Origin of the sequence: Streptomyces sp. HmicA12 (genome assembly GCF_000373565.1) — a bacterium.
In the GTDB taxonomy this organism is placed as follows: Bacteria; Actinomycetota; Actinomycetes; order Streptomycetales; family Streptomycetaceae; genus Streptomyces.
On record NZ_KB891797.1, the window covers coordinates 617,302 to 639,294 of the forward strand.

General features: G+C 71.9%; 15 protein-coding genes and 1 riboswitch. Of the genes, 10 read left to right on the forward strand and 5 right to left on the reverse strand.

The window, feature by feature from the left end; all coding sequences use genetic code 11:
- Nucleotides 1-172 precede the first annotated feature (172 nt).
- Nucleotides 173-526 carry a hypothetical protein gene (locus B072_RS0103040; protein ID WP_018528449.1) on the forward strand — a complete coding sequence of 118 codons (354 nt, stop codon included), beginning with the start codon at nucleotides 173-175 and terminating at the stop codon, nucleotides 524-526.
- A gap of 55 nt (nucleotides 527-581) precedes the next feature.
- On the opposite strand, the gene B072_RS0103045 is transcribed toward B072_RS0103040, so the two are convergent.
- The gene (locus B072_RS0103045; RefSeq protein WP_018528450.1) at nucleotides 582-1,760 is read right to left on the reverse strand and encodes an NlpC/P60 family protein; all 1,179 of its coding nucleotides are present in this window, start codon (nucleotides 1,758-1,760) and stop codon (nucleotides 582-584) included.
- A 7-nt stretch (nucleotides 1,761-1,767) separates the two neighbouring features.
- A riboswitch (cyclic di-AMP (ydaO/yuaA leader) is annotated at nucleotides 1,768-1,950 on the reverse strand.
- Nucleotides 1,951-2,173: 223 nt separating this feature from the next.
- On the opposite strand from B072_RS0103045, the gene pcrA reads away from it, so the two are divergent.
- Nucleotides 2,174-4,696, forward strand: a complete 2,523-nt coding sequence (gene pcrA, locus B072_RS0103050) for a DNA helicase PcrA (protein WP_026245393.1) — start codon at nucleotides 2,174-2,176, stop codon at nucleotides 4,694-4,696.
- A gap of 11 nt (nucleotides 4,697-4,707) precedes the next feature.
- On the opposite strand, the gene B072_RS0103055 is transcribed toward pcrA, so the two are convergent.
- Together B072_RS0103055 and B072_RS0103060 are read right to left on the reverse strand one after the other, a co-directional pair.
- Nucleotides 4,708-6,156 carry a M23 family metallopeptidase gene (locus B072_RS0103055; RefSeq protein WP_018528452.1) on the reverse strand — a complete coding sequence of 483 codons (1,449 nt, stop codon included), beginning with the start codon at nucleotides 6,154-6,156 and terminating at the stop codon, nucleotides 4,708-4,710.
- A gap of 229 nt (nucleotides 6,157-6,385) precedes the next feature.
- Nucleotides 6,386-7,294: a lipase family alpha/beta hydrolase gene (locus B072_RS0103060; RefSeq protein ID WP_018528453.1), complete on the reverse strand. Its 909-nt coding sequence runs from the start codon at nucleotides 7,292-7,294 to the stop codon at nucleotides 6,386-6,388.
- A 470-nt stretch (nucleotides 7,295-7,764) separates the two neighbouring features.
- Between B072_RS0103060 and B072_RS0103065 the strand changes: the two genes are divergently transcribed.
- Nucleotides 7,765-8,181 (forward strand): cobalamin B12-binding domain-containing protein, encoded by a 417-nt coding sequence (locus tag B072_RS0103065; protein WP_018528454.1) that lies wholly within the window; start codon nucleotides 7,765-7,767, stop codon nucleotides 8,179-8,181.
- A gap of 192 nt (nucleotides 8,182-8,373) precedes the next feature.
- Here the strand turns inward: B072_RS0103065 and B072_RS0103070 are convergent, their stop codons facing one another.
- Together B072_RS0103070 and B072_RS0103075 are read right to left on the reverse strand one after the other, a co-directional pair.
- Entirely contained in the window at nucleotides 8,374-9,942 is a 1,569-nt protein-coding gene (locus tag B072_RS0103070; protein WP_026245394.1) for a DUF5691 domain-containing protein, read from the reverse strand.
- Between the two features lie 98 nt (nucleotides 9,943-10,040).
- Nucleotides 10,041-11,423 (reverse strand): SWIM zinc finger family protein, encoded by a 1,383-nt coding sequence (locus tag B072_RS0103075; protein ID WP_043243096.1) that lies wholly within the window; start codon nucleotides 11,421-11,423, stop codon nucleotides 10,041-10,043.
- A gap of 209 nt (nucleotides 11,424-11,632) precedes the next feature.
- Here B072_RS0103075 and B072_RS0103080 point away from each other — a divergent pair, with 209 nt between their 5' ends.
- The 7 genes from B072_RS0103080 (at nucleotide 11,633) to sucD (ending at nucleotide 21,982) form a co-directional block, all read left to right on the forward strand.
- Nucleotides 11,633-12,754, forward strand: a complete 1,122-nt coding sequence (locus B072_RS0103080) for an ATP-binding protein (RefSeq protein WP_018528457.1) — start codon at nucleotides 11,633-11,635, stop codon at nucleotides 12,752-12,754.
- Nucleotides 12,751-15,045, forward strand: coding sequence for a DUF5682 family protein (locus B072_RS42230; RefSeq protein ID WP_051127063.1), 2,295 nt, complete (start codon nucleotides 12,751-12,753; stop codon nucleotides 15,043-15,045). Before B072_RS0103080 ends, B072_RS42230 begins: the two co-directional genes overlap by 4 nt.
- Before the next feature lie 319 nt (nucleotides 15,046-15,364).
- Entirely contained in the window at nucleotides 15,365-16,573 is a 1,209-nt protein-coding gene (locus B072_RS42235) for a vWA domain-containing protein (RefSeq protein ID WP_018528459.1), read from the forward strand.
- 72 nt (nucleotides 16,574-16,645) lie between these two features.
- Nucleotides 16,646-17,851 carry a hypothetical protein gene (locus B072_RS0103095; RefSeq protein WP_018528460.1) on the forward strand — a complete coding sequence of 402 codons (1,206 nt, stop codon included), beginning with the start codon at nucleotides 16,646-16,648 and terminating at the stop codon, nucleotides 17,849-17,851.
- Between the two features lie 106 nt (nucleotides 17,852-17,957).
- A complete protein-coding gene (locus B072_RS0103100; protein WP_018528461.1) occupies nucleotides 17,958-19,298 on the forward strand; it encodes a hypothetical protein in 1,341 nt (446 codons plus the stop codon).
- Between the two features lie 602 nt (nucleotides 19,299-19,900).
- Complete coding sequence (gene sucC / locus B072_RS0103105; RefSeq protein WP_018528462.1) at nucleotides 19,901-21,079, forward strand: ADP-forming succinate--CoA ligase subunit beta; 1,179 nt, start codon at nucleotides 19,901-19,903, stop codon at nucleotides 21,077-21,079.
- Nucleotides 21,080-21,100: 21 nt separating this feature from the next.
- Nucleotides 21,101-21,982, forward strand: a complete 882-nt coding sequence (gene sucD / locus B072_RS0103110) for a succinate--CoA ligase subunit alpha (RefSeq protein WP_018528463.1) — start codon at nucleotides 21,101-21,103, stop codon at nucleotides 21,980-21,982.
- Nucleotides 21,983-21,993 lie beyond the last annotated feature (11 nt).

Genomic DNA, 21,993 nt, shown 5'->3' on the forward strand with positions numbered 1-21,993 from the left:
GCGGTGGGGAGCCGGTCACCTGAGGAAGGACGCTAAACCTAGGCGTAACGGGTTGGTGCCGGATTGTTCGTAACTGGCCCCTTTGTTACGAGTGATGGCAGAGCGTGACCGATGGGCGTTCGCGGGGGATCGGTGACGGCGGGCGATGACCGTCCCGTTAGGCTCACAGATCATGGACGTACTCATCCATCTCTTCGTCGGCCTGCACATCATCGGCATCGCTTCGCTGCTCGGCGGCTTCCTCACGCAGATGTCGGCGATGGGGCAGGGCACCGCCCGCTTCAACAAGGCGATGCTGCACGGCGCCCTGACCATGCTGGTGACCGGTGTCGCCCTGGTCGGCCTCAATCAGGCCGACGGCGCCACCGTGAACAACATCAAGATCGGCATCAAGCTGGCGATCCTGATCGTGATCCTCGGCATCGTGTACGTGAAGCGGGACGAGGAGAAGGCGGAGAAGGGGCTGTTCGCGACGGTCGGGGCGCTCACCGTGGCCAACATCTTCATCGCGGTGCTCTGGACCTGACCGGTCACGCCCGGGCGGTGTCGCGCCGCCCGGACGGCCCCGGCCGCGGGTGGGATCAGGCCGGTCGCACCACGCTGTGGATCGACGACGTGCCGTCGTAGTAGATGGACTCCTCGCGGACGTACGCGCCCGGCTTCGGCGCGTGGATCATCATGCCGTCGCCGAGGTAGAGGCCGACGTGGCTGATGTCGTCGTAGAAGAAGACCAGGTCACCGGGCTGGATGTCGGAGAGCGGGACCGTCGTGCCGACCTCGACCTGGTCCCAGGTGGTGCGCGGCAGCGAGATGCCCGCGGCCTTCCACGCGGCCTGGGTCAGGCCCGAGCAGTCGTAGGAGTCGGGGCCCGTGGCGCCCCACACGTACGGCTTGCCGATCTGGGACTTCGCGAAGGCGAGGGCCTGGGCGGCCTTGGTGGCGTAACCGGAGGACGAACCGGAGGAACCCGACGATGAGCCGGACGAACCCGAGGACTCGTTCTCCTTGGCCGCCGCCTCGGCCTCCTGCCGCTTCTTCTCCTCCGCGGCCTTCTGCTTCTCGGCCAGCTCGGCGGCCTTCTTGCGGGCCGCCTCCTCCTTGGCCTTCTCGATCTTCGCGAGCCGCGCCTTCTCCTCGGCCGTGAGCTGGGAGAGCAGCCGGCGCGCGTCGCCCAGCTTCGTCTGCACGTCCTGCTTGGACGTCTGCAGCTCGGTCTGCGAGGAGGAGAGCTGGCGCAGCGTCTCCTGCGCCTCGGTGCGCTTCTTCGCGGTCCTGCGCTGCTGCTCCTGGAAGTCGTCGACCGCCTTCTTCTGCTCCGACGTCATCCGGTCGAGCAGCTGGTCCTGCGCGAAGTAGTCCTCGGGGTTGTCGGCGAGGAACATCGTCGCGGTGTTGCTGACCCCGCCCGAGCGGTACTGCTCGGCGGCGTACCGGCCCAGCTCCTGGCGGGCCTTGTTCATCTGCTCGGTGCGCTGCGCGATGTCGTCGAGCAGCTGGTCGACCTGCTTCTTCTTGCCGTCGGTCTGCTCCTTGGCCGCGTTGTACTTCTGCGTGGCGACCTCGGCCTGGCGGTACAGCGTGTCGACCTTCTTCTGCACCTCTTCGAGGCTCGGTTTGGCCGGGGCCGCGGGGGCGGCCTGCGCCGTCTGCGAGAGCAGGGCGACCGAGGTGAGCGCGGCGGTCGTGATGCCGAGCGCGGGGGTCGTGCGAAGGCCACCGGTCATCCGGGAGCGGGTACGCGGCTTGCGGTGCGACGCCAAGACAGGCGACTCCTTCCGTGGTCCGCCTACCGGGTTAGCTGTCGGGTTCGGGCGTACAGCTCGCGCTGCGTACGGAAGGTGCCCTACGGTCAACTGCCCGGTGCTGCCGGGCCGTCGGCCGATTCACCCCAAGGTCGGTGGGTCCCCGGTTCCCTGCCTCGCGGCGTACGGAACTCAGCGGGGGCTGCCCGCTCGCCGCGTTGTTCGCGGGCGGGGGGACGGGCTGCCCGCGCAGCACCGTAGCCAACTCGTGTTGCTGCTGTGAAGGTTGATGTTCGATATGCCCGATACATTTTCGTGACCTTGTCGCCGGGCGCCTTCCGTGTCGCTTTCTGTCCTCCGCCGTGCGCGATGAGTCACGTATGTGAAGACGGCGGCGGGTTGTCAGTGGGGCGGCCTAGACTCGTATGGCGATGAGCAGCCTCTTTGACGACAACTTCCTGGCCAGCCTCCAGAGCGGTGCGGAGCAGCCCCCGCCGCCGCCCGAGGACTCGGATCCCGCTGGGCACGACAGCCCCCCGGAGCCGATCCCGGACGACCTGTTCGGCGGGAAGTTCGACGTGCCCCCGGCCAGGGACGCGTACTACCGTGACGGAGCCCCGCGCCCGGCGATCGACCCGGCGACCCTCCTGGACGGGTTGAACGAGAACCAGCGGGCGGCCGTCGTGCACGGTGGCTCGCCCCTGCTCATCGTCGCGGGTGCCGGCTCCGGCAAGACCCGCGTCCTCACGCACCGCATCGCGTACCTGCTCGCCGAGCGCGGCGTGCACCCCGGCCAGATCCTCGCGATCACGTTCACGAACAAGGCCGCGGGCGAGATGAAGGAGCGCGTCGAGCAGCTGGTGGGCCCGCGGGCCAACGCCATGTGGGTCTCGACCTTCCACAGCGCGTGTGTGCGCATCCTGCGCCGCGAGTCGAAGAAGCTCGGCTTCACCTCGTCCTTCTCGATCTACGACGCCGCCGACAGCAAGCGCCTCATGGCCCTGGTCTGCCGCGACCTGGACCTGGACCCGAAGAAGTTCCCGCCGAAGTCCTTCAGCGCCAAGATCTCGAACCTGAAGAACGAGCTGATCGACGAGGAGGACTTCGCGGCCACCGCGGCCGACGGCTTCGAGAAGACCCTCGCCCAGGCCTACGCGATGTACCAGTCGCGGCTGCGCGAGGCCAACGCCCTCGACTTCGACGACCTGATCATGACGACGGTGAACCTGCTGCGCGCGTTCCCGGACGTCGCCGAGCACTACCGCCGCCGCTTCCGCCACGTCATGGTCGACGAGTACCAGGACACGAACCACGCGCAGTACGCGCTGGTGAAGGAGCTGGTCGGCCCGACCGAGGGCGAGGGCGCCGACCCGGCCGAGCTGTGCGTCGTCGGTGACGCCGACCAGTCGATCTACGCCTTCCGCGGCGCCACGATCCGCAACATCCTCGACTTCGAGGAGGACTACGCGGACGCGACGACGATCATGCTGGAGCAGAACTACCGCTCCACGCAGACCATCCTGTCGGCGGCCAACGCGGTCATCGAGCGCAACGAGTCGCGCCGCCCGAAGAACCTGTGGACGAACGCGGGAGCGGGCGCCCAGATCACCGGCTACGTCGCGGACACCGAGCACGACGAGGCCCAGTTCATCGCCGACGAGATCGACCGCCTCACGGACGGGGGTGACGCGAAGCCGGGCGACGTGGCCGTCTTCTACCGGACGAACGCCCAGTCCCGTGTCTTCGAAGAGATCTTCATCCGGGTCGGGCTCGCGTACAAGGTCGTCGGCGGCGTGCGCTTCTACGAGCGCAAGGAGGTCCGGGACGTCCTCGCCTACCTGAGGGTCCTGTCGAACCCCGAGGACTCCGTCCCGCTGCGCCGGATTCTGAACGTGCCGAAGCGTGGCATCGGCGACCGCGCCGAAGCGATGATCGACGCGCTGTCGCAGCGCGAGAAGATCTCGTTCCCGCAGGCGCTGCGCCGCGTCGACGAGGCGTACGGGATGGCGGCCCGCTCCACGAACGCCGTGAAGCGGTTCAACACGCTCATGGAGGACCTGCGCACGATCGTCGAGTCGGGCGCGGGCCCGGCGACGGTCCTGGAGGCGGTCCTCGAACGCACCGGATATCTCGCCGAGCTGCAGGCCTCCACCGACCCGCAGGACGAGACCCGCATCGAGAACCTGCAGGAACTCGCCGCCGTTGCCCTGGAGTTCGAGCAGGACTCCGCGCAGGGTTCCCAGGAGGAGGGCACTCAGGAGGTTCCGGAGGACGGCGCGGAGGCACCGGTCTCCGGTGGCACGCTCTCCGACTTCCTGGAGCGCGTCGCCCTCGTCGCCGACTCCGACCAGATCCCGGACGAGGACGAGGACGGCAGCGGCGTCATCACCCTGATGACGCTGCACACCGCCAAGGGCCTCGAATTCCCGGTCGTCTTCCTGACCGGCCTGGAGGACGGCGTCTTCCCGCACATGCGCTCCCTCGGCCAGGCCAAGGAGCTGGAGGAGGAGCGCCGGCTCGCGTACGTCGGCATCACGCGCGCGCGGGAGCGGCTCTACCTGACCCGTTCCACCATGCGCAGCGCCTGGGGCCAGCCCTCGTACAACCCGCCCTCCCGCTTCCTGGAGGAGATCCCGGCCGCGCACCTGGACTGGAAGCGGACCGGCCCTTCGACCCCGGCGGCCTCGACGAAGAGCATCGGCGGCGGCATCGCGGCCTCGCTCTCCTCGTCGCGCTCGCGCTCGGGCTCGACCCCCGCCTTCGCCACGCGCCGGGCGAACGAGAAGCCGGTGGTGTCCCTGGCGGTCGGCGACCGCGTCACGCACGACCAGTTCGGCCTCGGCACGGTGGTGGGTGTCAACGGCTCGGGGTCCAACGCGGAGGCGACGATCGACTTCGGAGACCCGAAGCCGAAGCGGCTGCTGCTGCGGTACGCGCCGGTGGAGAAGTTGTAGCGGTCTTTTCTCTACGTCGGGTCCAGGCCGTGGCTGCGCAGCCACGGCAGGGGGTCGATCGCCGAGCCGCCCCCGGGCCGTACCTCGAAGTGAAGGTGCGGCCCGGTCGAGTTGCCGGAGTTGCCGGACCGCGCGATGACGTCCCCGGCCTTGACCGGGCCGCTCATCACGGTGTGCGCGGAAAGGTGGCAGTACCAGGTCTCGGTACCGTCCTTGGCGGTCACTATCGCCATGTTCCCGTACGCGGTGTTGTACTGCGTGCGCACGGTCCCGTCCGTCGCGGCCATGACCTCGGTCCCGTACGACACGGGGAAGTCGATGCCGGAGTGCACGGACATCCAGTTGATTCCGGCCTGCCCGTAGTACGCGCTCAGCCCGTGCTGCTTCACCGGCAGCGCGAACTTCGGCCGCAGGGCCTCCTTGCGGCGGGCCTCCTCGGCGGCCTTCTTGCGGTCCGCCTCCTGCTTGGCCTTCAGGTCGATGCGTTCCTGGGTGCGGCTCGCCCGGTCGGCGAAGTCACCGGCGTCCTGGGAGAGATCGGCGAGCTGGGTGTCCAGCTTGTTGTTGGCCGCGGCCGGCTTCACGGCGCTCGCGTCGGGCGCCGACGCGGCCTGCGTCTCCTTGGCGTCGTCGCCTCCGCCGACCCCGACCGAGGCCGCCGCGATCCCGGCGACTCCGACCACGCACACCGACGGCACGGCGACGGTCAGCAGCGCGGAGCGCTTGGCGGGGGTGCGGCGCCGGGACCGGCCGCGGGACGCCGCACGCGGGGTGAACTCCCGCTCGTCGAGCGCGGGTTCGTGCTGGGGCTCGGGTTCGGTCTCGGGTTCGGCTTCGGCTTCGGGCTGAGGCTCTGACCCCGGTTGCGGCTCCGGCTCGGCCGGGCTGAACTGATCCGGTACGTGGACGTGCTCGTGCACGGCTTCCGGGTCGAGGGGGTCGCCGCCCGCGGAGTTCCACTGCGTCGCGTCGTAGGCGCCCGTGTCGTACGCCGCCAGGTCCCACTGCCCGGTGTGCTGCTCGGGGTGCGTCCCGAGTTGTGCTCCGAGCTGCGGTCCGGCCTGTGTCCCGGCCTGCGCCGGGATGTCCGCGAACTGCTCGTAGCCGGGGGCCCCGGGCGCCGCGGTCGGCCAGGCGGCGGTCGTGTCGTAGCCGCCGGTGTCGTACGAGGACGCGTACGGGTCGGCGTACTGCTGCTGGAAGCCGGGATCGCTGTACCAGTGGCCGGTGTCGTAGGACCCCGTGTCGTAGGACCCGGTCTCGTAACTACCGGTGTCGTAACTGCCGGTGTCGTAGGTGCCCGTGTGGTGGGCGGGTTCGGCGACCGCCGTGTACGAACCGGTGCTGTACGCGTCGTCGCCAGGCAGGTCACCGAAGAGCGGATCGGCGGCGAAGCTGGTCGTGGAGTAACCGTCGTACGCCGCGTAGTGCGCGGTCCCCGACGGATGACGGTCGTTCACCAACTTCTCTTTCGCCTCGACAACAGGGGCTGCCAGAGCAGTGCGGTGACTGTACCCGGCGGTACGAGGGCACGACAATCTTCAACAGGTTTCATGCCTTGCGGAATCGGGCAATCGGCCGCCTTTCGGTGAACTGTGGGCAGAGCTTTGGCGCTGAGTTCGAGATGTGTTCGACCTCAGCGCCGTCCCAGGGGCCTCGTGGAGCCTCCCAGGCCCCCTCAGTGTGTGGTCACGCCACCGTCAGGCCGCCGACCGAGTCGGCGGCATGCGCTCCTTCCCCCGCGGGGTCGGCGTCCAGCGCCTGCCGGACGCCGGTCGCGACGGCGGGGTGCACCGGCAGCGCCAGGTGTCCGATGCCCGTCACCCGCACGTTCTGCACGAGCAGGTCGGGGTGGTCGACGCAGGCCGTCTCCAGCGGAACCATCAACTGGTCGAGGTCGCTCCAGAAACTCACGAAACGCGTACGGCAGCCGGGGGCGGGCGCCTTCAGTTCCTCCATCACCGCGGAGTCCGGGCGCATCTGCCGCACGATCGGGTGCGCGTCCGCGAGCGGCGCGATCCGGGTGCCCGCGTGCGGCGTGCCGAGCGTGACGAGCGTGCGCACCCGTGCGTCGCCGCCGAGCCTCTGCACGTAGTAGCGGGCTATGAGGCCGCCCAGGCTGTGCCCCACGATGTCGATCCGGTCCTGGCCCGTGCGCTCGCACAGCTGCGTCACATGCCGGGCCAGCAGCGTGGCCGCGGTGCGGATGTCGCACGTCAGGGGTGAGTAGTTGAGGGACTCGACCTGGTTCCTGCCGTGCTGGGCCAGTGAACGGCGCAGCAGGACGAAGACGGAGCGGTTGTCGATGAAGCCGTGCAGCAGCAGAACCGGAGGCTTCGTCGGAGCCGGCAGCCGGGGTGCCTCGGCCAGCTCCTCCAGATCCTCGGCGACCGGGCCGGCGTCCGGCGCAGTGGCGGCCGGGAGGGGGTGCGGGTGCCGTCGTTCCGGGAGGATGCCCGAGGGATAGAGGAGCAGATGCCCGGCCAGGATGGCCAGTTCGAGCGCGGTCGCCTTCAGCAGGGTGAGGGAGAGACCGGCCAGTCTCGTGGGCAGCAGGTGGCAGCGCGGACGAAAGGGCAGCGCCCTTGTGACCTTCATCGGTCGACCTCCCGTCGGCACAGGGAGGGCGCCTCTGTCCCCCGTGTGCACTCATGGAGAGCCGGTCGAGCGGGCGGTGCCAGGTGGTCCGGCGTGCCGACCCACGGGTCCGAGCGAATCGGCCCGTGCGAGCCGGCCCGTACGAGTCGGTCCGCGCGACGACGAGAACACCGTGCCACCGTGCCGTGCGGCTGTCGGCGCGGTGGCGCGGCGATCTCGTAGCGGCTCCCCTCGCGCCTGCCCCGGGTGTGGCGGATGAGCCACCCAAGAGGGGTACGGCGCGCAGCGAACGTGTCCCACCGTGTGATTTCCCCCTCGGTACGCACCGTGAAACGGCTCGTTGCGGGATGCTGTCGATAACGTTCGTTCACTTCGGTTATCCGCGATGGGATATCCGGAACCCCGGGAGGTGCCGGGTACCAGGTACCGGGTACGAAGGCTCCGGGGTCAGTCACTTCAGGGAGGCAGTGATGGGTGTGGCAGCCGGACCGATCCGCGTGGTCGTCGCGAAGCCGGGACTCGACGGCCACGATCGCGGGGCCAAGGTGATCGCGCGGGCACTGCGCGACGCCGGTATGGAGGTCATCTACACAGGGCTGCACCAGACCCCCGAGCAGATCGTGGACACGGCGATCCAGGAGGACGCCGACGCGATCGGTCTCTCCATCCTCTCCGGCGCGCACAACACCCTCTTCGCGCGCGTCATCGAGCTGCTGGGCGAGCGCGACGCCGCGGACATCAAGGTCTTCGGCGGAGGCATCATTCCCGAGGCCGACATCCTGCCCCTGAAGGAGAAGGGCGTCGCGGAGATCTTCACGCCGGGTGCGACGACCGCGTCGATCGTGGACTGGGTGCGGGCCAACGTCCGTCAGCCTGCCGGGGCGTAGCCCCTCCGGGGGTTCCGCGGTGGGGAGTTCGTGGTCGGGTGCGGCTTTCGTCGTGGCTGGTCGCGCAGTTCCCCGCGCCCCTTACGGGGCCCGTGCGAGCCTTGGGCAGTCTGCCGCCATGGGCGGCAGGGTGGGCAAGGCGGCACCCCGGCGCGGGGTGAGCGCTCCGGCAGGCCCCCGGCGCGGCGCCGCCTACCCGGCATCCGGCGCCAGTTCGTCGCGCATCGCCCGGCGCAGCCGCAACGTGCCGGACAGGCGCTGGAACGCCTCCGCCCAGTACCCTCCGGCCCCGGGCGCCGCTCCTTCCGGATCCTCCACGGTGGCCGTCAGCCCTTCCAGGCGTATCGCCTCCGCCGGATCCAGGCACCGCTCCGCCAGCCCCATCACCCCGCTGAAACTCCACGGATAACTCCCCGCGTCCCGCGCGATGTTCAGCGCGTCGACGACGGCCCGCCCGAGCGGCACCGCCCACGGCGTGGCACACACCCCGAGCAACTGGAACGCCTCGGACAGACCGTGCGCCGCGATGAACTCGCCGACCCACGCAGCCCGTTCGTCCCCCGGAAGCGCCGCGAGCAGCTTGGCCCGCTCCGCCAGTGACACCGCGCCGGGACCCGCCGCCCCGGCCGCCGTCGCGGATCCGAGCAGCGCCCGGGACCATCCGGTGTCGCCCTGCCGCACCGCGGCCCGGCACCAGGCCGCGTGCAGCTCGCCCTGCCAGTCGTCGGCCACCGGCAGGCCCACGATCTCCTGCGGCGTGCGACCGCCGAGTCTGGCGGGCCAGCGGTCCAGGGGAGCAGCCTCCACCAACTGGCCCAGCCACCACGACCGTTCGCCCCGGCCCGCCGGGGGCTTGGGCACGACCCCGTCGCGCTCCATCGCCGCGTCGCACTCGTGCGGCGCCTCGATGGTGATCGTCCCCGTCGCACGGTCGAGCGCCACGCAGGACAGGGCCCGGTCGGCCATGCGCGCGGCGAGCGCGGAGTGCGGCAGGGTGGAGAGCAGTTCGGCCGCCGTCGCCCGTACGTTCCTGCTGCGGTCGGTGAGGGCCTGCTCCAGGAACGGCTCGTCCGCGTCGCCGAGTCCGGCGCGCAGGGAGTCGAGGAACATCAGGCGGTCCTCGGCGCGCTCCGTGCTCCAGGTGCCGGCCAGGAGCGTGCGGGCCACCTCCGCGTCGTACGCGCGGACCGTGGCGAGCAGCGCCACCCGCTCCGCGAACAGGCCCTCCTCCCACAGGAGTCGCACCTTCTCCGTGTCCTGCGGCGCGGGCAGCGCGGTGCCCGCGCCGGGAGTGGCCCGCAGTGCGAACTTCCAGTCCGGGTTGAGCCGGGCCAGCCACAGGGCGCGCGGACCGGCGAAGGTGAGGGCCTGGGGGCGCAGGTCGGTGCGGCCACGGGCGGCGTCGAGCAGGGCGGGCAGCAGCTCGGGCGGCGGCGCGTAACCGTACGCGTTCGCGGTGGCCAGCCACTGCGGGAGCAGTTCGAGGAGGTCGGGCGTGGAGCCGCGGCGGGTGTTCCCGGTGCCGGGGCGGTCCGTGAGCAGCGTCGCCAGGCGGCTGCGGGCGGCCGCGGGCAGCGGCGGGCGCGGGTCGGCGGCGGCGGGCTCGGGCTGGGACGCGGCCGGGGCCGGGCGCAGGCCCGCGCGGCGGCGGACGGTCTGTACGGCGGCCTCGTCGAGCAGGGCGCGCGGGGTGGTGGACGAGCGCCGCTCGGTGCCGAGCAGCGCCGTGCTGACGAGGTCGTCCCAGGTGGTTGCCGTCATGCCGGGTCCCTTCCGAAGGGCTTGGTCGTGCCGGACGCCGTGATCGCGTTCGCTCGGCACAGCGGTGTTCAGCACGGTGGTGTTCAGCACGGTGGTGTTCAGCACAGAGGTATGAGGTCGTTCGACCCGCCGGCCCATGTCGACAGCGGGCGGAATCCCTGGTGCCCGCATTCCCCGAACACCGTCACCGGTGCCCCGCCCGACACCGAGGCCAGCCGCCACACCCCGGAGGATGCCGCCGCGCGCTCGGTGAGCGGGAGTGCCGACTTTCCTTCCGCGTCCGCCAGTTGCCAGCCTCCGCCGTCGGCGTCCTGCGCCGGTACGACGTCCACCAGCGTCACCGGCCACGACTCCAGCCACGGGTCGTCCGCCAGCGCCTCCCCGTACGCGGACAGCGCGGTCGGCACGTCGACTCCCGCGGGGCGTACGCCTCTTCGGGACGGTGCCCCGAACTGCTCGCCCAGGTCCACCCGCAGCGCCCGCGCCCCGGGATGAGCCGAGACCGCGGCGTCCAGGGTCAGGCCCGCGGGCAGGGCCAGGGACGGGGCGCGGCCCGCCGCCCCGTAGGAGAGGAGCAGCGCGGTGCGGCGCGACTCCGTGCCGTACAGCCATATGCGGCGCGTGGTGAGGTGGCCGTCCGCCGTGTCGTACTGGGAGAGCACCAGCCAGTCGTCGCGCAGCGGCGGCTCCGTGGCCGGCGTGGGCAGGCCGATGCGGGAGCGGACCGTCGCCGCCAGGTCGTCGGGCAGCTCGGAGCGGTGCAGCCAGCCCTGGTCGAGGAGATGGAGCAGGGCGCACTCCTCCAGGAGTCGCACCGGCCAGCCGGGTCCGGAACCGGGGATGGCCCCCAACTCCCTTACGCGCGCGGCGAGTCCCGGCGCCTGCGCGTCGACCATGCGGGCCGCCGTCTCCTCCCACAGCCCGTACCCCGACTGCTCCGCCTGGGCCAGGCCGCCGCGCAGCAGGTCGGTCAGGCGCTGCTCAAGCTCCGTGGCGCCCGCGGTGATGCGCTGCGCGCGTCGCTCGGCTCTGCGCCGCGCCGCCTCCGGATCCGCCGGCGCGGCGCCGGTGTCGGCAGGGGACCGCGCCGCACCCTTCGCCTCCGACCGCTGTCTGCGGCCGGCCAGCCACTGCTCCGCCCAGTCCGGCGGCGTCTGCCCGGCGGGCACCTGCTGGTCCCCGCCCGCCCAGAGCAGCAGCAGTCCCAGCGCGTGCTTGCACGGGAACTTGCGGCTCGGGCAGCTGCATTTGTACGCGGGCCCGCTCGCGCTCCCGGCGCCGGTCGCCCCGATGTCGACGAGCGTCTGGTACGGCTTGCTGCCGCTTCCCTTGCACAGTCCCCACACCGCCCCCTCGTTCGAACTCCCGCTCAGGGACCAGGGTCCCGCTGTCCCGAGCTTGCTTCCCGCCTTGCGTGACGCTGCGTCAGGCGCGAGTGCAAGCACCTGATCCGACGTCCAGCGCACCCCCTGCTGAGTCATGTCTCCGACGGTAGGTCCCGCCACTGACAATCCGTTGGGAGACCATCCTGACCTGCGGTGATCGAGAGCGCGAGGGTGATTGTCAGTGGCGTGGTGCACCGTGGAACACATCACGCGGCGAGAGCGGACACCGTCTCGTCGTGCTGGTTCGAGCTGGGCGAATCGAAGCGATTCAGCGTGCGCTGGACGTGAGTTGGAGGGGGACAGCCATGACCGTTTCTGTCGAGGAGCAGGCCGGGGTCGGGTCCGCGGACGAGGCGCTGCGGCCGCACGCGGAGCACGCGTTCGCGGACGAGCTCGCCGCGCTGGCCGCGCAGGACGACCGGCCGCGGCCGGCCCGCTGGCGCCTGTCGCCGTGGGCGGTCGCCACGTATCTGCTCGGCGGCACGCTGCCGGACGGCACGGTGATCACGCCGAAGTACGTGGGACCGCGGCGCATCGTCGAGGTCGCCGTGACGACGCTGGCCACCGACCGGGCCCTGTTGCTGCTCGGCGTTCCCGGGACGGCGAAGACCTGGGTGTCCGAGCATCTCGCCGCCGCGGTGAGCGGCGACTCCACGCTGCTGGTGCAGGGCACGGCCGGCACGCCGGAGGAGGCGATCCGGTACGGGTGGAACTACGCGCAGCTGCTGGCGCACGGTCCCAGCCGGGACGCCCTCGTGCCGAGCCCCGTCATGCGGGCGATGGCGGAGGGGATGACGGCGCGGGTCGAGGAGCTCACCCGCATTCCCGCGGACGTGCAGGACACGCTGATCACGATCCTGTCCGAGAAGACCCTGCCCATACCGGAGTTGGGGCAGGAGGTGCAGGCGGTGCGCGGGTTCAACCTCATCGCGACCGCCAACGACCGGGACCGGGGTGTCAACGACCTGTCGAGCGCACTGCGCCGACGCTTCAACACGGTGGTGCTGCCGCTGCCCGCGAGCGTGGAGGCGGAGGTCGACATCGTGTCGCGGCGGGTGGAACAGATGGGCCGGTCCCTGGAGTTGCCCACCACCCCGGACGGCATCGACGAGATCCGCCGCGTCGTCACCGTCTTCCGCGAGCTGCGCGACGGCGTCACCGCCGACGGGCGGACGAAGGTGAAGTCCCCGAGCGGGACGCTGTCGACCGCCGAGGCGATCTCCGTCGTCACGAGCGGGCTCGCGCTGTCCGCGCACTTCGGCGACGGCGTGCTGCGGCCCTCCGACATCGCCGCCGGGATCCTCGGCGCGGTGGTGCGCGATCCCGCCGCGGACCGGGTGGTCTGGCAGGAGTACCTGGAGGCCGTGGTCCGTGAGCGCGACGGCTGGAAGGACTTCTACCGGGCCTGCCGCGAGGTGAGCGCATGAGGGGACCACTGCTGTTGGGGGTGCGCCATCACGGGCCCGGATCCGCACGGGCCGTGCGGCGCGCGCTGGACGCGGCGAACCCGGCGGCCGTACTCATCGAGGGGCCGCCGGAGGCCGACGGGCTCGTGCCGCTGGCCGCCGAGCCGGACATGCGGCCACCGGTCGCGCTGCTCGCCCATGTCGTGGACGAGCCGGGGAAGTCGACGTTCTGGCCGTTCGCCGAGTTCTCGCCCGAGTGGGTCGCGATCCGCTGGGCCCTGGAGCACGGGGCGCCCGTCCGCTTCATCGACCTGCCGGCCGCGCACACGCTGGCGATGCGCACCGAAGACCGCACCGAGGCGGAGGGAGTGCCCGAGGACGCGGAGGACGCCGACGCCGTACGCATCGACCCTCTCGGAGTGCTCGCCGAGACCGCCGGGTACGACGACGCGGAGCGCTGGTGGGAGGACGTCGTCGAGCACCGCGAGGGCGACGCCTTCGCCGCGCTCGCCGAGGCGATGGGCGCGCTGCGGGAGTCGTACGGGGACGGCGGGCACAGCCGTGACCTGGTGCGCGAGGCATACATGAGGCTTCAAATCCGGTCCGCCGAGCGTGAGTTCGGGTCCGGGGGAGAGGTCGCGGTGGTGTGCGGGGCGTGGCATGTGCCCGCGCTGCGGCAGAAGACGACCGTCACCGCCGACCGCGCCCTCCTCAAGGGCCTGCCGAAGGCGAAGGTCGACCTGACCTGGGTGCCCTGGACCCACCGGCGCCTGGCGCGCACGAGCGGCTACGGAGCGGGGATCGAGTCACCGGGGTGGTACGGGCATCTGTTCAGCGCCCCCGACCGGCCCGTGGAGCGGTGGCTGACCAAGGTCGCGGGCCTGCTCCGCGACGAGGACCGCATCGTGTCGTCCGCCCACGTCATCGAGGCCGTACGGCTCGCGGAGACGCTCGCCGTGATGCGCGGGCGGCCGCTCGCGGGCCTCACCGAGACCACCGACGCCGTGCGGGCCGTGCTGTGCGAGGGCTCGGACGTTCCGCTGTCCCTCATCCACGACCGGCTGGTGGTCGGCGACGTGCTGGGGGAGGTTCCGGAGGGAGCGCCCGCCGTGCCGCTGCAGCGCGACCTCACCAAGCTGCAGCGCAGCCTCCGGCTCAAACCGGCCGCTCTGGAGAAGGAGTTGGACCTCGATCTGCGGGGCGACACCGACGCCGCGCGCAGCCGCCTGCTGCACCGGCTGCGCCTGCTCGGCATCGCCTGGGGCGAGCCGGCGGGGTCCGCGCGCGGCTCCACCGGCACCTTCCGCGAGAGCTGGCGGCTGCGCTGGGAGCCGGAGCTGTCGGTGCGGGTCGCCGAGGCCGGGGTGTGGGGCACCACCGTGCTCGGCGCCGCGACCGCCAAGGCAGAGTCCGACGCCGTCGGCGCGTCCGCGCTCGCCGACGTCACCGCGCTCGCCGAGCACTGTCTGCTCGCCGGCCTCGGGGACGCGCTGCCCACCGTCATGCAGGTCCTCGCCGACCGCGCCGCCCTGGACACGGACGTCGGCCATCTCGCCCAGGCCCTGCCCGCCCTGGTCCGCGCCCTGCGCTACGGCGACGTGCGCGGCACCGACACCGCGGCCCTCGCCGGGGTCGCGACGGGCCTCGCCGGGCGGGTCTTCGTCGGGCTGCCCCCGGCGTGCGCGGGCCTCGACGCGGACGCCGCCGCCGAGCTGCGCGGGCATGTCGACGCCGTGCACGCGGCGGTCGCCCTCCTGGAGGACACCGGGCTGCGTGACCGCTGGCGGACCGTGCTGCGCACCCTTGCCGGGCGCGACAGCGTGGCCGGGGTGATCCGTGGCCGCTGCGCCCGGATCCTGCTCGACGAGGGCGAGCTGACCGACGACGACACGGCCCGCCTGATGGGCCTCGCCCTCTCCCGGGGCACTCCGCCCGGGGAGGCCGCCGCCTGGGTCGAGGGCTTCGTCGGGGGCGGCGCGGGCGGCGGACTGCTCCTCGTCCACGACGAGCGGCTCCTCGCGCTGGTGGACGGCTGGCTGACGGGGGTGTCGGGCGACGCGTTCACCGACGTACTGCCGTTGCTGCGGCGCACGTTCTCGGCGTACGAGCCCGGGGTGCGGCGCGCTCTGGGGGAGCTGGTCCGGCGTGGCCCGACGGTGTCGGCGTCCGCCGGGGCCGGGGTGGTGTCCGGGTTCGCCGAGGAGCTCGATGCCGAGCGGGCGGACGCGGTGGTGCCGGTTGTCCGATTGCTGCTCGGGGCCGGGGCCGGGGCCGGGGCCGGGGTTGGGGTCGGGGGCGGGGGCGGCGGATGAGGGGTGGGGTGGTGGGCGTGCGGTGCCGGGTGCGAGTCCGGTGGGGGCTGGTCGCGCAGTTCCCCGCGCCCCTGAAGGCATGCGCTGCGCGCAGCCTTCCCCGAGGGAGGCCGCGCACGAAGTGCGCACCTCCAGGGGCGCGGGGAACCGCGCGAGCAGCCACCCACGACCTTCAGCCGCCCGACAAGGAACCCCGGCGGACGCGAAGGCGAAAGGGGCCCGGGGAACCGCACGACCAGCCACGACGGGGGCCGCACACGCCGGACGTGCGCACCCGGCAGACGACACGGATCACCAACGACCAAGCGGAGGCGGCGAGATGACGGACACGACCACCGGCGACGATGAGCGGCTGCGGCGCTGGCGCATGGTGCTGGGCGGGGACAGCGCGGACGGCACCGGCCACCAACTCACCGGCCAGGACGCCGCGATGGACGGTGCGCTGGCCGCGCTGTACGGCTCGGGGCAGGGCAAGGACCGGTCGTCCGGCGGCAGCCGAAGCGCGGGGCTCGGAGGTTCGGCTCCGTCGGTCGCCCGCTGGCTCGGCGACATCCGCACGTACTTCCCGTCGTCCGTCGTCCAGGTCATGCAGCGCGACGCGATCGACCGCCTCGGCCTGTCCACGCTGCTGCTCGAACCGGAGATGCTGGAGGCCGTCGAGGCGGACGTCCACCTCGTGGGCACCCTGCTCTCCCTCAACAAGGCGATGCCCGAGACGACCAAGGAGACGGCGCGGGCCGTCGTCCGCAAGGTCGTCGAGGACCTGGAGAAGAGGCTCGCCACCCGCACCCGCGCCACCCTCACCGGCGCCCTCGACCGCAGCGCCCGCGTCAGCCGGCCGCGCCACCACGACATCGACTGGAACCGCACGATCGCGGCCAACCTCAAGCACTACCTGCCCGAGTACCGCACGATCGTGCCCGAGCGGCTGATCGGGTACGGCCGGGCCGCGCAGTCGGTGAAGAAGGAGGTCATCCTCTGCATCGACCAGTCCGGCTCGATGGCCGCGTCGGTCGTCTACGCCTCCGTGTTCGGCGCGGTGCTCGCCTCCATGCGCTCGATCCAGACCCGCCTCGTCGTCTTCGACACGGCCGTGGTCGACCTCACCGACCAGCTCGACGACCCGGTCGACGTCCTCTTCGGCACCCAGCTCGGCGGCGGCACCGACATCAACCGGGCGCTCGCGTACTGCCAGTCGCAGATCACCCGCCCCGCCGAGACGGTCGTCGTCCTCATCTCCGACCTCTACGAAGGAGGCATCCGCAACGAGATGCTGAAGAGGGTCGCCGCGATGAAGGCGTCCGGGGTCCAGTTCGTGACGCTGCTCGCGCTCTCCGACGAGGGCGCGCCCGCCTACGACCGGGAGCACGCGGCGGCCCTCGCCGCCCTCGGCACGCCGGCCTTCGCCTGCACTCCCGATCTGTTCCCCGACGTCATGGCCGCGGCCATCGAGAAGAGGCCCCTGCCGATACCGGACGCCTCAGCGGAAACCGGAGGAAGCGGGGGAGGAGCGGCGAACCGGATATGAGTACCCATCGGTAACAAGGGTGTACACGGGGCTTGCGCAGCCTCCCGCGTCCCGTGCGAGGATCGCCCGACCGTGACGTCTGCCATCGCTCCTTCCGCCCCCGCCGCCCGCCTGTTGCGCGCGGCGGCCGGGCGGCGTGCGCTCCAACTGGCGCTGCTGTGCGGTGGGTTGCTCGCCCTCGGTCTCCTGTGCGGAGGCCGGGCCCACGCGGCCGACTCGTCCGACGGCCCCCTTCCGGCCGCGCGGGCCACCGCGGGACCGCTCGAGCGGGTCTCCGGCGGGCTGCGTCTGCCGACTTCGGGCAGCACGGGCGACCGGGTCGCGCACGGGGACGGCGTCGGTTCCGCACAGAAGTCCGCACAGAAGTCCGTACGGAAGTCCACGCAGGAGCCCGCACAGGAGCCCGCGAGGGAACCCGTGCGGGAGTCCCCACAGCGGCCCGCGCGGGAATCCCTGCAGCAGTCCGCACGCAAGCCCGTTGAGGGGTCAGCACAGAAGCCTGTACAGAAGCCCGTAGAGAAGTCCGGAGAGAAGTCCGGAGAGAAGTCCGTACGCACGTCCGTGCAGAGGGCGGACGCCGTGGTCTCCGAGGGCGTGAACCGCGTACAGGGCGGGGCTGTTGAGTCCGTGTCCCGCCGAGCCGCCGGATCTGCCGTCACGTCCGTACGCGGGCACCTCGTGCGGCCGCTCGCCGACACGGTGCGCTACACGGTGCGCCAAGTCGTCGAGCCGGTCGTCGAACCGGTCGTCGCGCCGGTCCGGGTGTTGGTCGGGCAGGTGCGGGAGGCCGGTGGCGAGGTCGTCACCGCGGTGGTGCGGCCGTTGCCGTCGGGGGACGCGGTGCTGCCGCGACTGCCTGGGGTGCCCGGGCTGTCCGGCGATGCCGAGGCCGAGGTGCCGCCCGCGTCCGCCGGGCCCGCCGCGCCGCGGCCCGCGGAGCACGAGGCGTCGGAGCACGCCGAGGGGCCGCGGTCCGGCGAGGCCGCGGTGTGCGGCCCCGTCTGGTTCGGCGACGCGGCCGGAGCGGGCGCGAACCGGGAAGCCGCCGCGCGGCACAGCGCGGTGCGGCCCTCGGCGCCCTCCGCCCCGGCCCGCCCCGACGGCGTACCCGCGGCGAACGCCTCCGTGAGCGACGGCGGTTCGACGCGTCACGGTGATCTGCACGCGGCGGCGTTCGGCAGCCGCGTGCCCGTACTGCTGCCGCCCGGCGCCACGGCGTCCGGTGGCGGCGCGCCGGTGGCCGACCGGCAGCGCGAGATTCCTGAGTTCCCCGGCTAGGGCAGCCCTTTCCCCGCTCGCGACCTGCCGCGCGGGGGCGGAACAGGTCTGCCCGACTCCCGGAACCCACCCGGCCATCGCCGGAATTCGAAGGAATCACGTACGCATGAACAAGAACATCCGCCGTTCCATCGTCATAGCCGCCGGCGTCTCCGGTGCCTGGGCCCTCGGCTCCGCCGTGGCGAGCGCCGACGAGCTGCCCGCGCACTCGGTCTCCGTACCGGACGTGGCCGCCGACAGCGTCTCGGACACCGTTTCCGACACCGTCGGCGATGTGCGGGACACCGCGTCGCAGGTGACGCACGTCGCCCAGGCGACGGACAAGGCGGGCGACACCGTCAAGGACGCCAAGGCCCACGCCACGACCGAGACCCGGACCGCGACGAAGGCCGCGACCAAGGCCGCGACCAAGGCCGTGACCAAGACGGCCGCCGCGACGACGGCTGCCACCAAGGCCGACGCCGCCAAGACGACCGCCGCGCACCTGAGCGCCCCGGCCACGTCCGTCGACGGCGCCCAGGCCCGCCAGTACATCGAGGGCGCGCACGCCGCGGCCGCCGACGCCGGAACCCAGGCGCAGGCCCGGACCCGGGCCCAGGCCGAGGACACCGTCGACTACCTCTTCGGCCCGCTCTCCGCCTTCGCGCCCGAGCTCCAGGAGCAGCTGCGCGACCAGGTGACCACCACCGAGCAGTTCGTCCAGGTGTACGCGGAGCACCCCGAGAACGTGCTCGGCCTCGTGGGCGGGCTCGAGGGGCAGCACGCCCAGCAGGCCACCGCGTACGCGCGGACCACCGCGACCGGCGCGGCCCCCGTCGTCGACGAGACGGCGACGGCCGTCCTGCCGCCCGTCGCCGCGACCGCGGTGCACGGCGTGCTGCCGGTCGCGGGCCAGGCCGTCGGCGACGTGACGGTGCTCGCGGACGGCGCGGTCGTCGGCGATGTCGCGCCGTTCGCGACCACGCTCGTCGGTGACGACGTCGCACCCTTCGCCACCGGCGTCACCGGCCGGGTCCAGCCGCTGGCCGGCGGGGTCGTCGGCGAGGTGTCCCCGCTCGCGCAGGGGCTGGTCGGCGACGACGTGGCGCCGTTCGCGGGCGGCGTGGTCGGCGCCGTGCAGCCGCTCGTCGAGACGGTCGCCGAGCACGTGCGGCCGGTCGTCGGCGGCGTCGCCACCAGCGCGCACGGCCTGACCCAGGGCGTCACCGGTGACGTGACCCCGTTCGCGTACGGAGTCGTCGGCGAGAACGTGGCGCCCTTCGCGCGCACCGTCGTCGGCGACGACGTGGCGCCGCTCGCCGCCGGGGCCACCGGCCAGGTCGCCCCGTTCGCCCAGGACCTGACCGGCACCGTCGCCGCAGACGCCCAGCCGCTCGCGGGCAACGCCGTCACCGGCGTCCAGGGCGTCACGGACTCCGTCGCTCCCAGCTACGTGACGGGCATCTGACCGACCGAACGAACAGCACCGACAGCACCGACAGCACCGACAGCACTGACAGCACTGACAGCACCGACAGCACCAACAGAACCAACAGAACCAACAGAACCAACAGAACCAACCGAACCGACGGGATCGGCGGACCCGTCACCCCGAAAAGGGTGAACCAGAAGACCGACGCCGCACTGGACCCGGACGGCCGAAAGCCATCGGCCGGGCCGGGTTCGCAGCCGGCGGACAGGCGGGCGCCCCGTGGGGACGGGACGCCCGTCGTGGGCCCGGGCCGGCACCACCGGGCCCTTCGGGTGGTCTCACCGTGCGTACCCCCGCACGGTGAGACCGCGAAGAAAGCCGCGACACCGAGAAAAACGGCCCGTGAGGGCCGACCGGGAACGCGCTCTGTGACAGGTATCACCGCTCAGGTGTGATCTGCGATTTAGAAGGCATCGCTGAGCGGCGATAACCTGCGAGACGGACATGCCGCGTACCCGGCCACTGTGTACGCCTCGTACGCCTCCCTTGTGACAGCGGAGTCACGTTGCCCTTCGCGGCACGCCCACGCAGATAGACAGACCGCAGAGCGGCGAGATCACTGATAGGGACGGACGCGCGTGGACCTGTTCGAGTACCAGGCGAGGGACCTCTTCGCCAAGCACGGTGTACCGGTGCTGGCCGGTGAAGTCATCGACACGCCTGAGGCGGCGCGCGAGGCCACCGAGAAGCTGGGCGGCAAGTCGGTCGTCAAGGCGCAGGTGAAGGTCGGCGGCCGCGGCAAGGCCGGCGGCGTGAAGCTGGCTGCCTCCACCGACGAGGCCGTCGAGCACGCGACCAACATTCTCGGGATGGACATCAAGGGCCACACGGTCCACAAGGTGATGATCGCCGAGACGGCTCCGGAGATCGTGGAGGAGTACTACGTCTCCTTCCTCCTGGACCGCACCAACCGCACTTTCCTCTCCATCGCCTCCGTCGAGGGCGGCATGGAGATCGAGGAGGTGGCGGCCACCCGTCCGGAGGCCGTCGCCAAGACGCCGATCGACGCCAACGAGGGCGTGACCCCCGAGGTCGCCCGCAAGATCGTCGCGGACGCCAAGTTCCCGGCCGAGGTCGCGGACCAGGTCGCCGAGATCCTCCAGACGCTGTGGAAGACCTTCGTCGCCGAGGACGCCCTCCTCGTCGAGGTCAACCCCCTCGCCAAGGTGAAGTCCGGCAAGGTCCTCGCCCTCGACGGCAAGGTGTCGCTGGACGAGAACGCCGAGTTCCGTCACGCGGACCACGAGGAGCTCCAGGACAAGGCGGCGGCCAACCCGCTCGAGGCCGCTGCCAAGGAGAAGGGCCTCAACTACGTCAAGCTCGACGGCGAGGTCGGCATCATCGGTAACGGTGCCGGTCTGGTCATGTCGACGCTGGACGTCGTCGCGTACGCCGGTGAGAACCACGGCGGCGTGAAGCCGGCCAACTTCCTCGACATCGGCGGTGGCGCCTCCGCCGCCGTCATGGCGAACGGCCTGGAGATCATCCTCGGCGACCCGGACGTCAAGTCCGTGTTCGTCAACGTCTTCGGTGGCATCACCGCCTGCGACGAGGTCGCCAACGGCATCGTCCAGGCGCTGGCGCTCCTCGAGGAGAAGGGCGAGAAGGTCGAGAAGCCGCTCGTCGTCCGCCTCGACGGCAACAACGCCGAGCTGGGTCGCAAGATCCTCTCCGACGCCAACCACCCGCTGGTGCAGCGCGTGGACACCATGGACGGCGCGGCCGACAAGGCCGCCGAGCTCGCGGCCGCGAAGTAAGGGACGAGGGACAGAACAGCCATGGCTATCTTCCTCAACAAGGACAGCAAGGTCATCGTCCAGGGCATGACCGGTGCCACGGGCATGAAGCACACCAAGCTCATGCTGGCCGACGGCACGAACATCGTCGGTGGCGTGAACCCGCGCAAGGCGGGCACGTCGGTCGACTTCGACGGCACGGACATCCCGGTCTTCGGCTCGGTCGCCGAGGCGATCGAGAAGACGGGCGCCAACGTGTCCGTCCTCTTCGTCCCGCCGGCCTTCTCCAAGGCCGCGGTCGTCGAGGCCATCGACGCCGAGATCCCCCTCGCCGTCGTGATCACCGAGGGCATCGCCGTCCACGACTCCGCCGCGTTCTACGCGTACGCGAAGTCCAAGGGCGACAAGACCCGCATCATCGGCCCGAACTGCCCCGGTCTCATCACCCCGGGCCAGTCGAACGCCGGCATCATCCCGGGCGACATCACGAAGCCGGGCCGCATCGGCCTGGTCTCGAAGTCCGGCACGCTGACGTACCAGATGATGTACGAGCTCCGTGACATCGGCTTCTCGTCGGCCGTCGGCATCGGTGGCGACCCGGTCATCGGCACCACGCACATCGACGCGCTCGCCGCGTTCGAGGCCGACCCCGAGACCGACCTCATCGTGATGATCGGCGAGATCGGCGGCGACGCCGAGGAGCGTGCGGCCGACTTCATCAAGGCCAACGTCACCAAGCCGGTCGTCGGTTACGTCGCGGGCTTCACCGCCCCCGAGGGCAAGACCATGGGCCACGCCGGCGCCATCGTCTCCGGTTCGTCGGGCACCGCCCAGGCGAAGAAGGAGGCCCTGGAGGCCGCGGGCGTCAAGGTCGGCAAGACCCCGACCGAGACCGCCAAGCTGGCGCGCGAGCTGCTTTCGTAGTTCGTCCCACG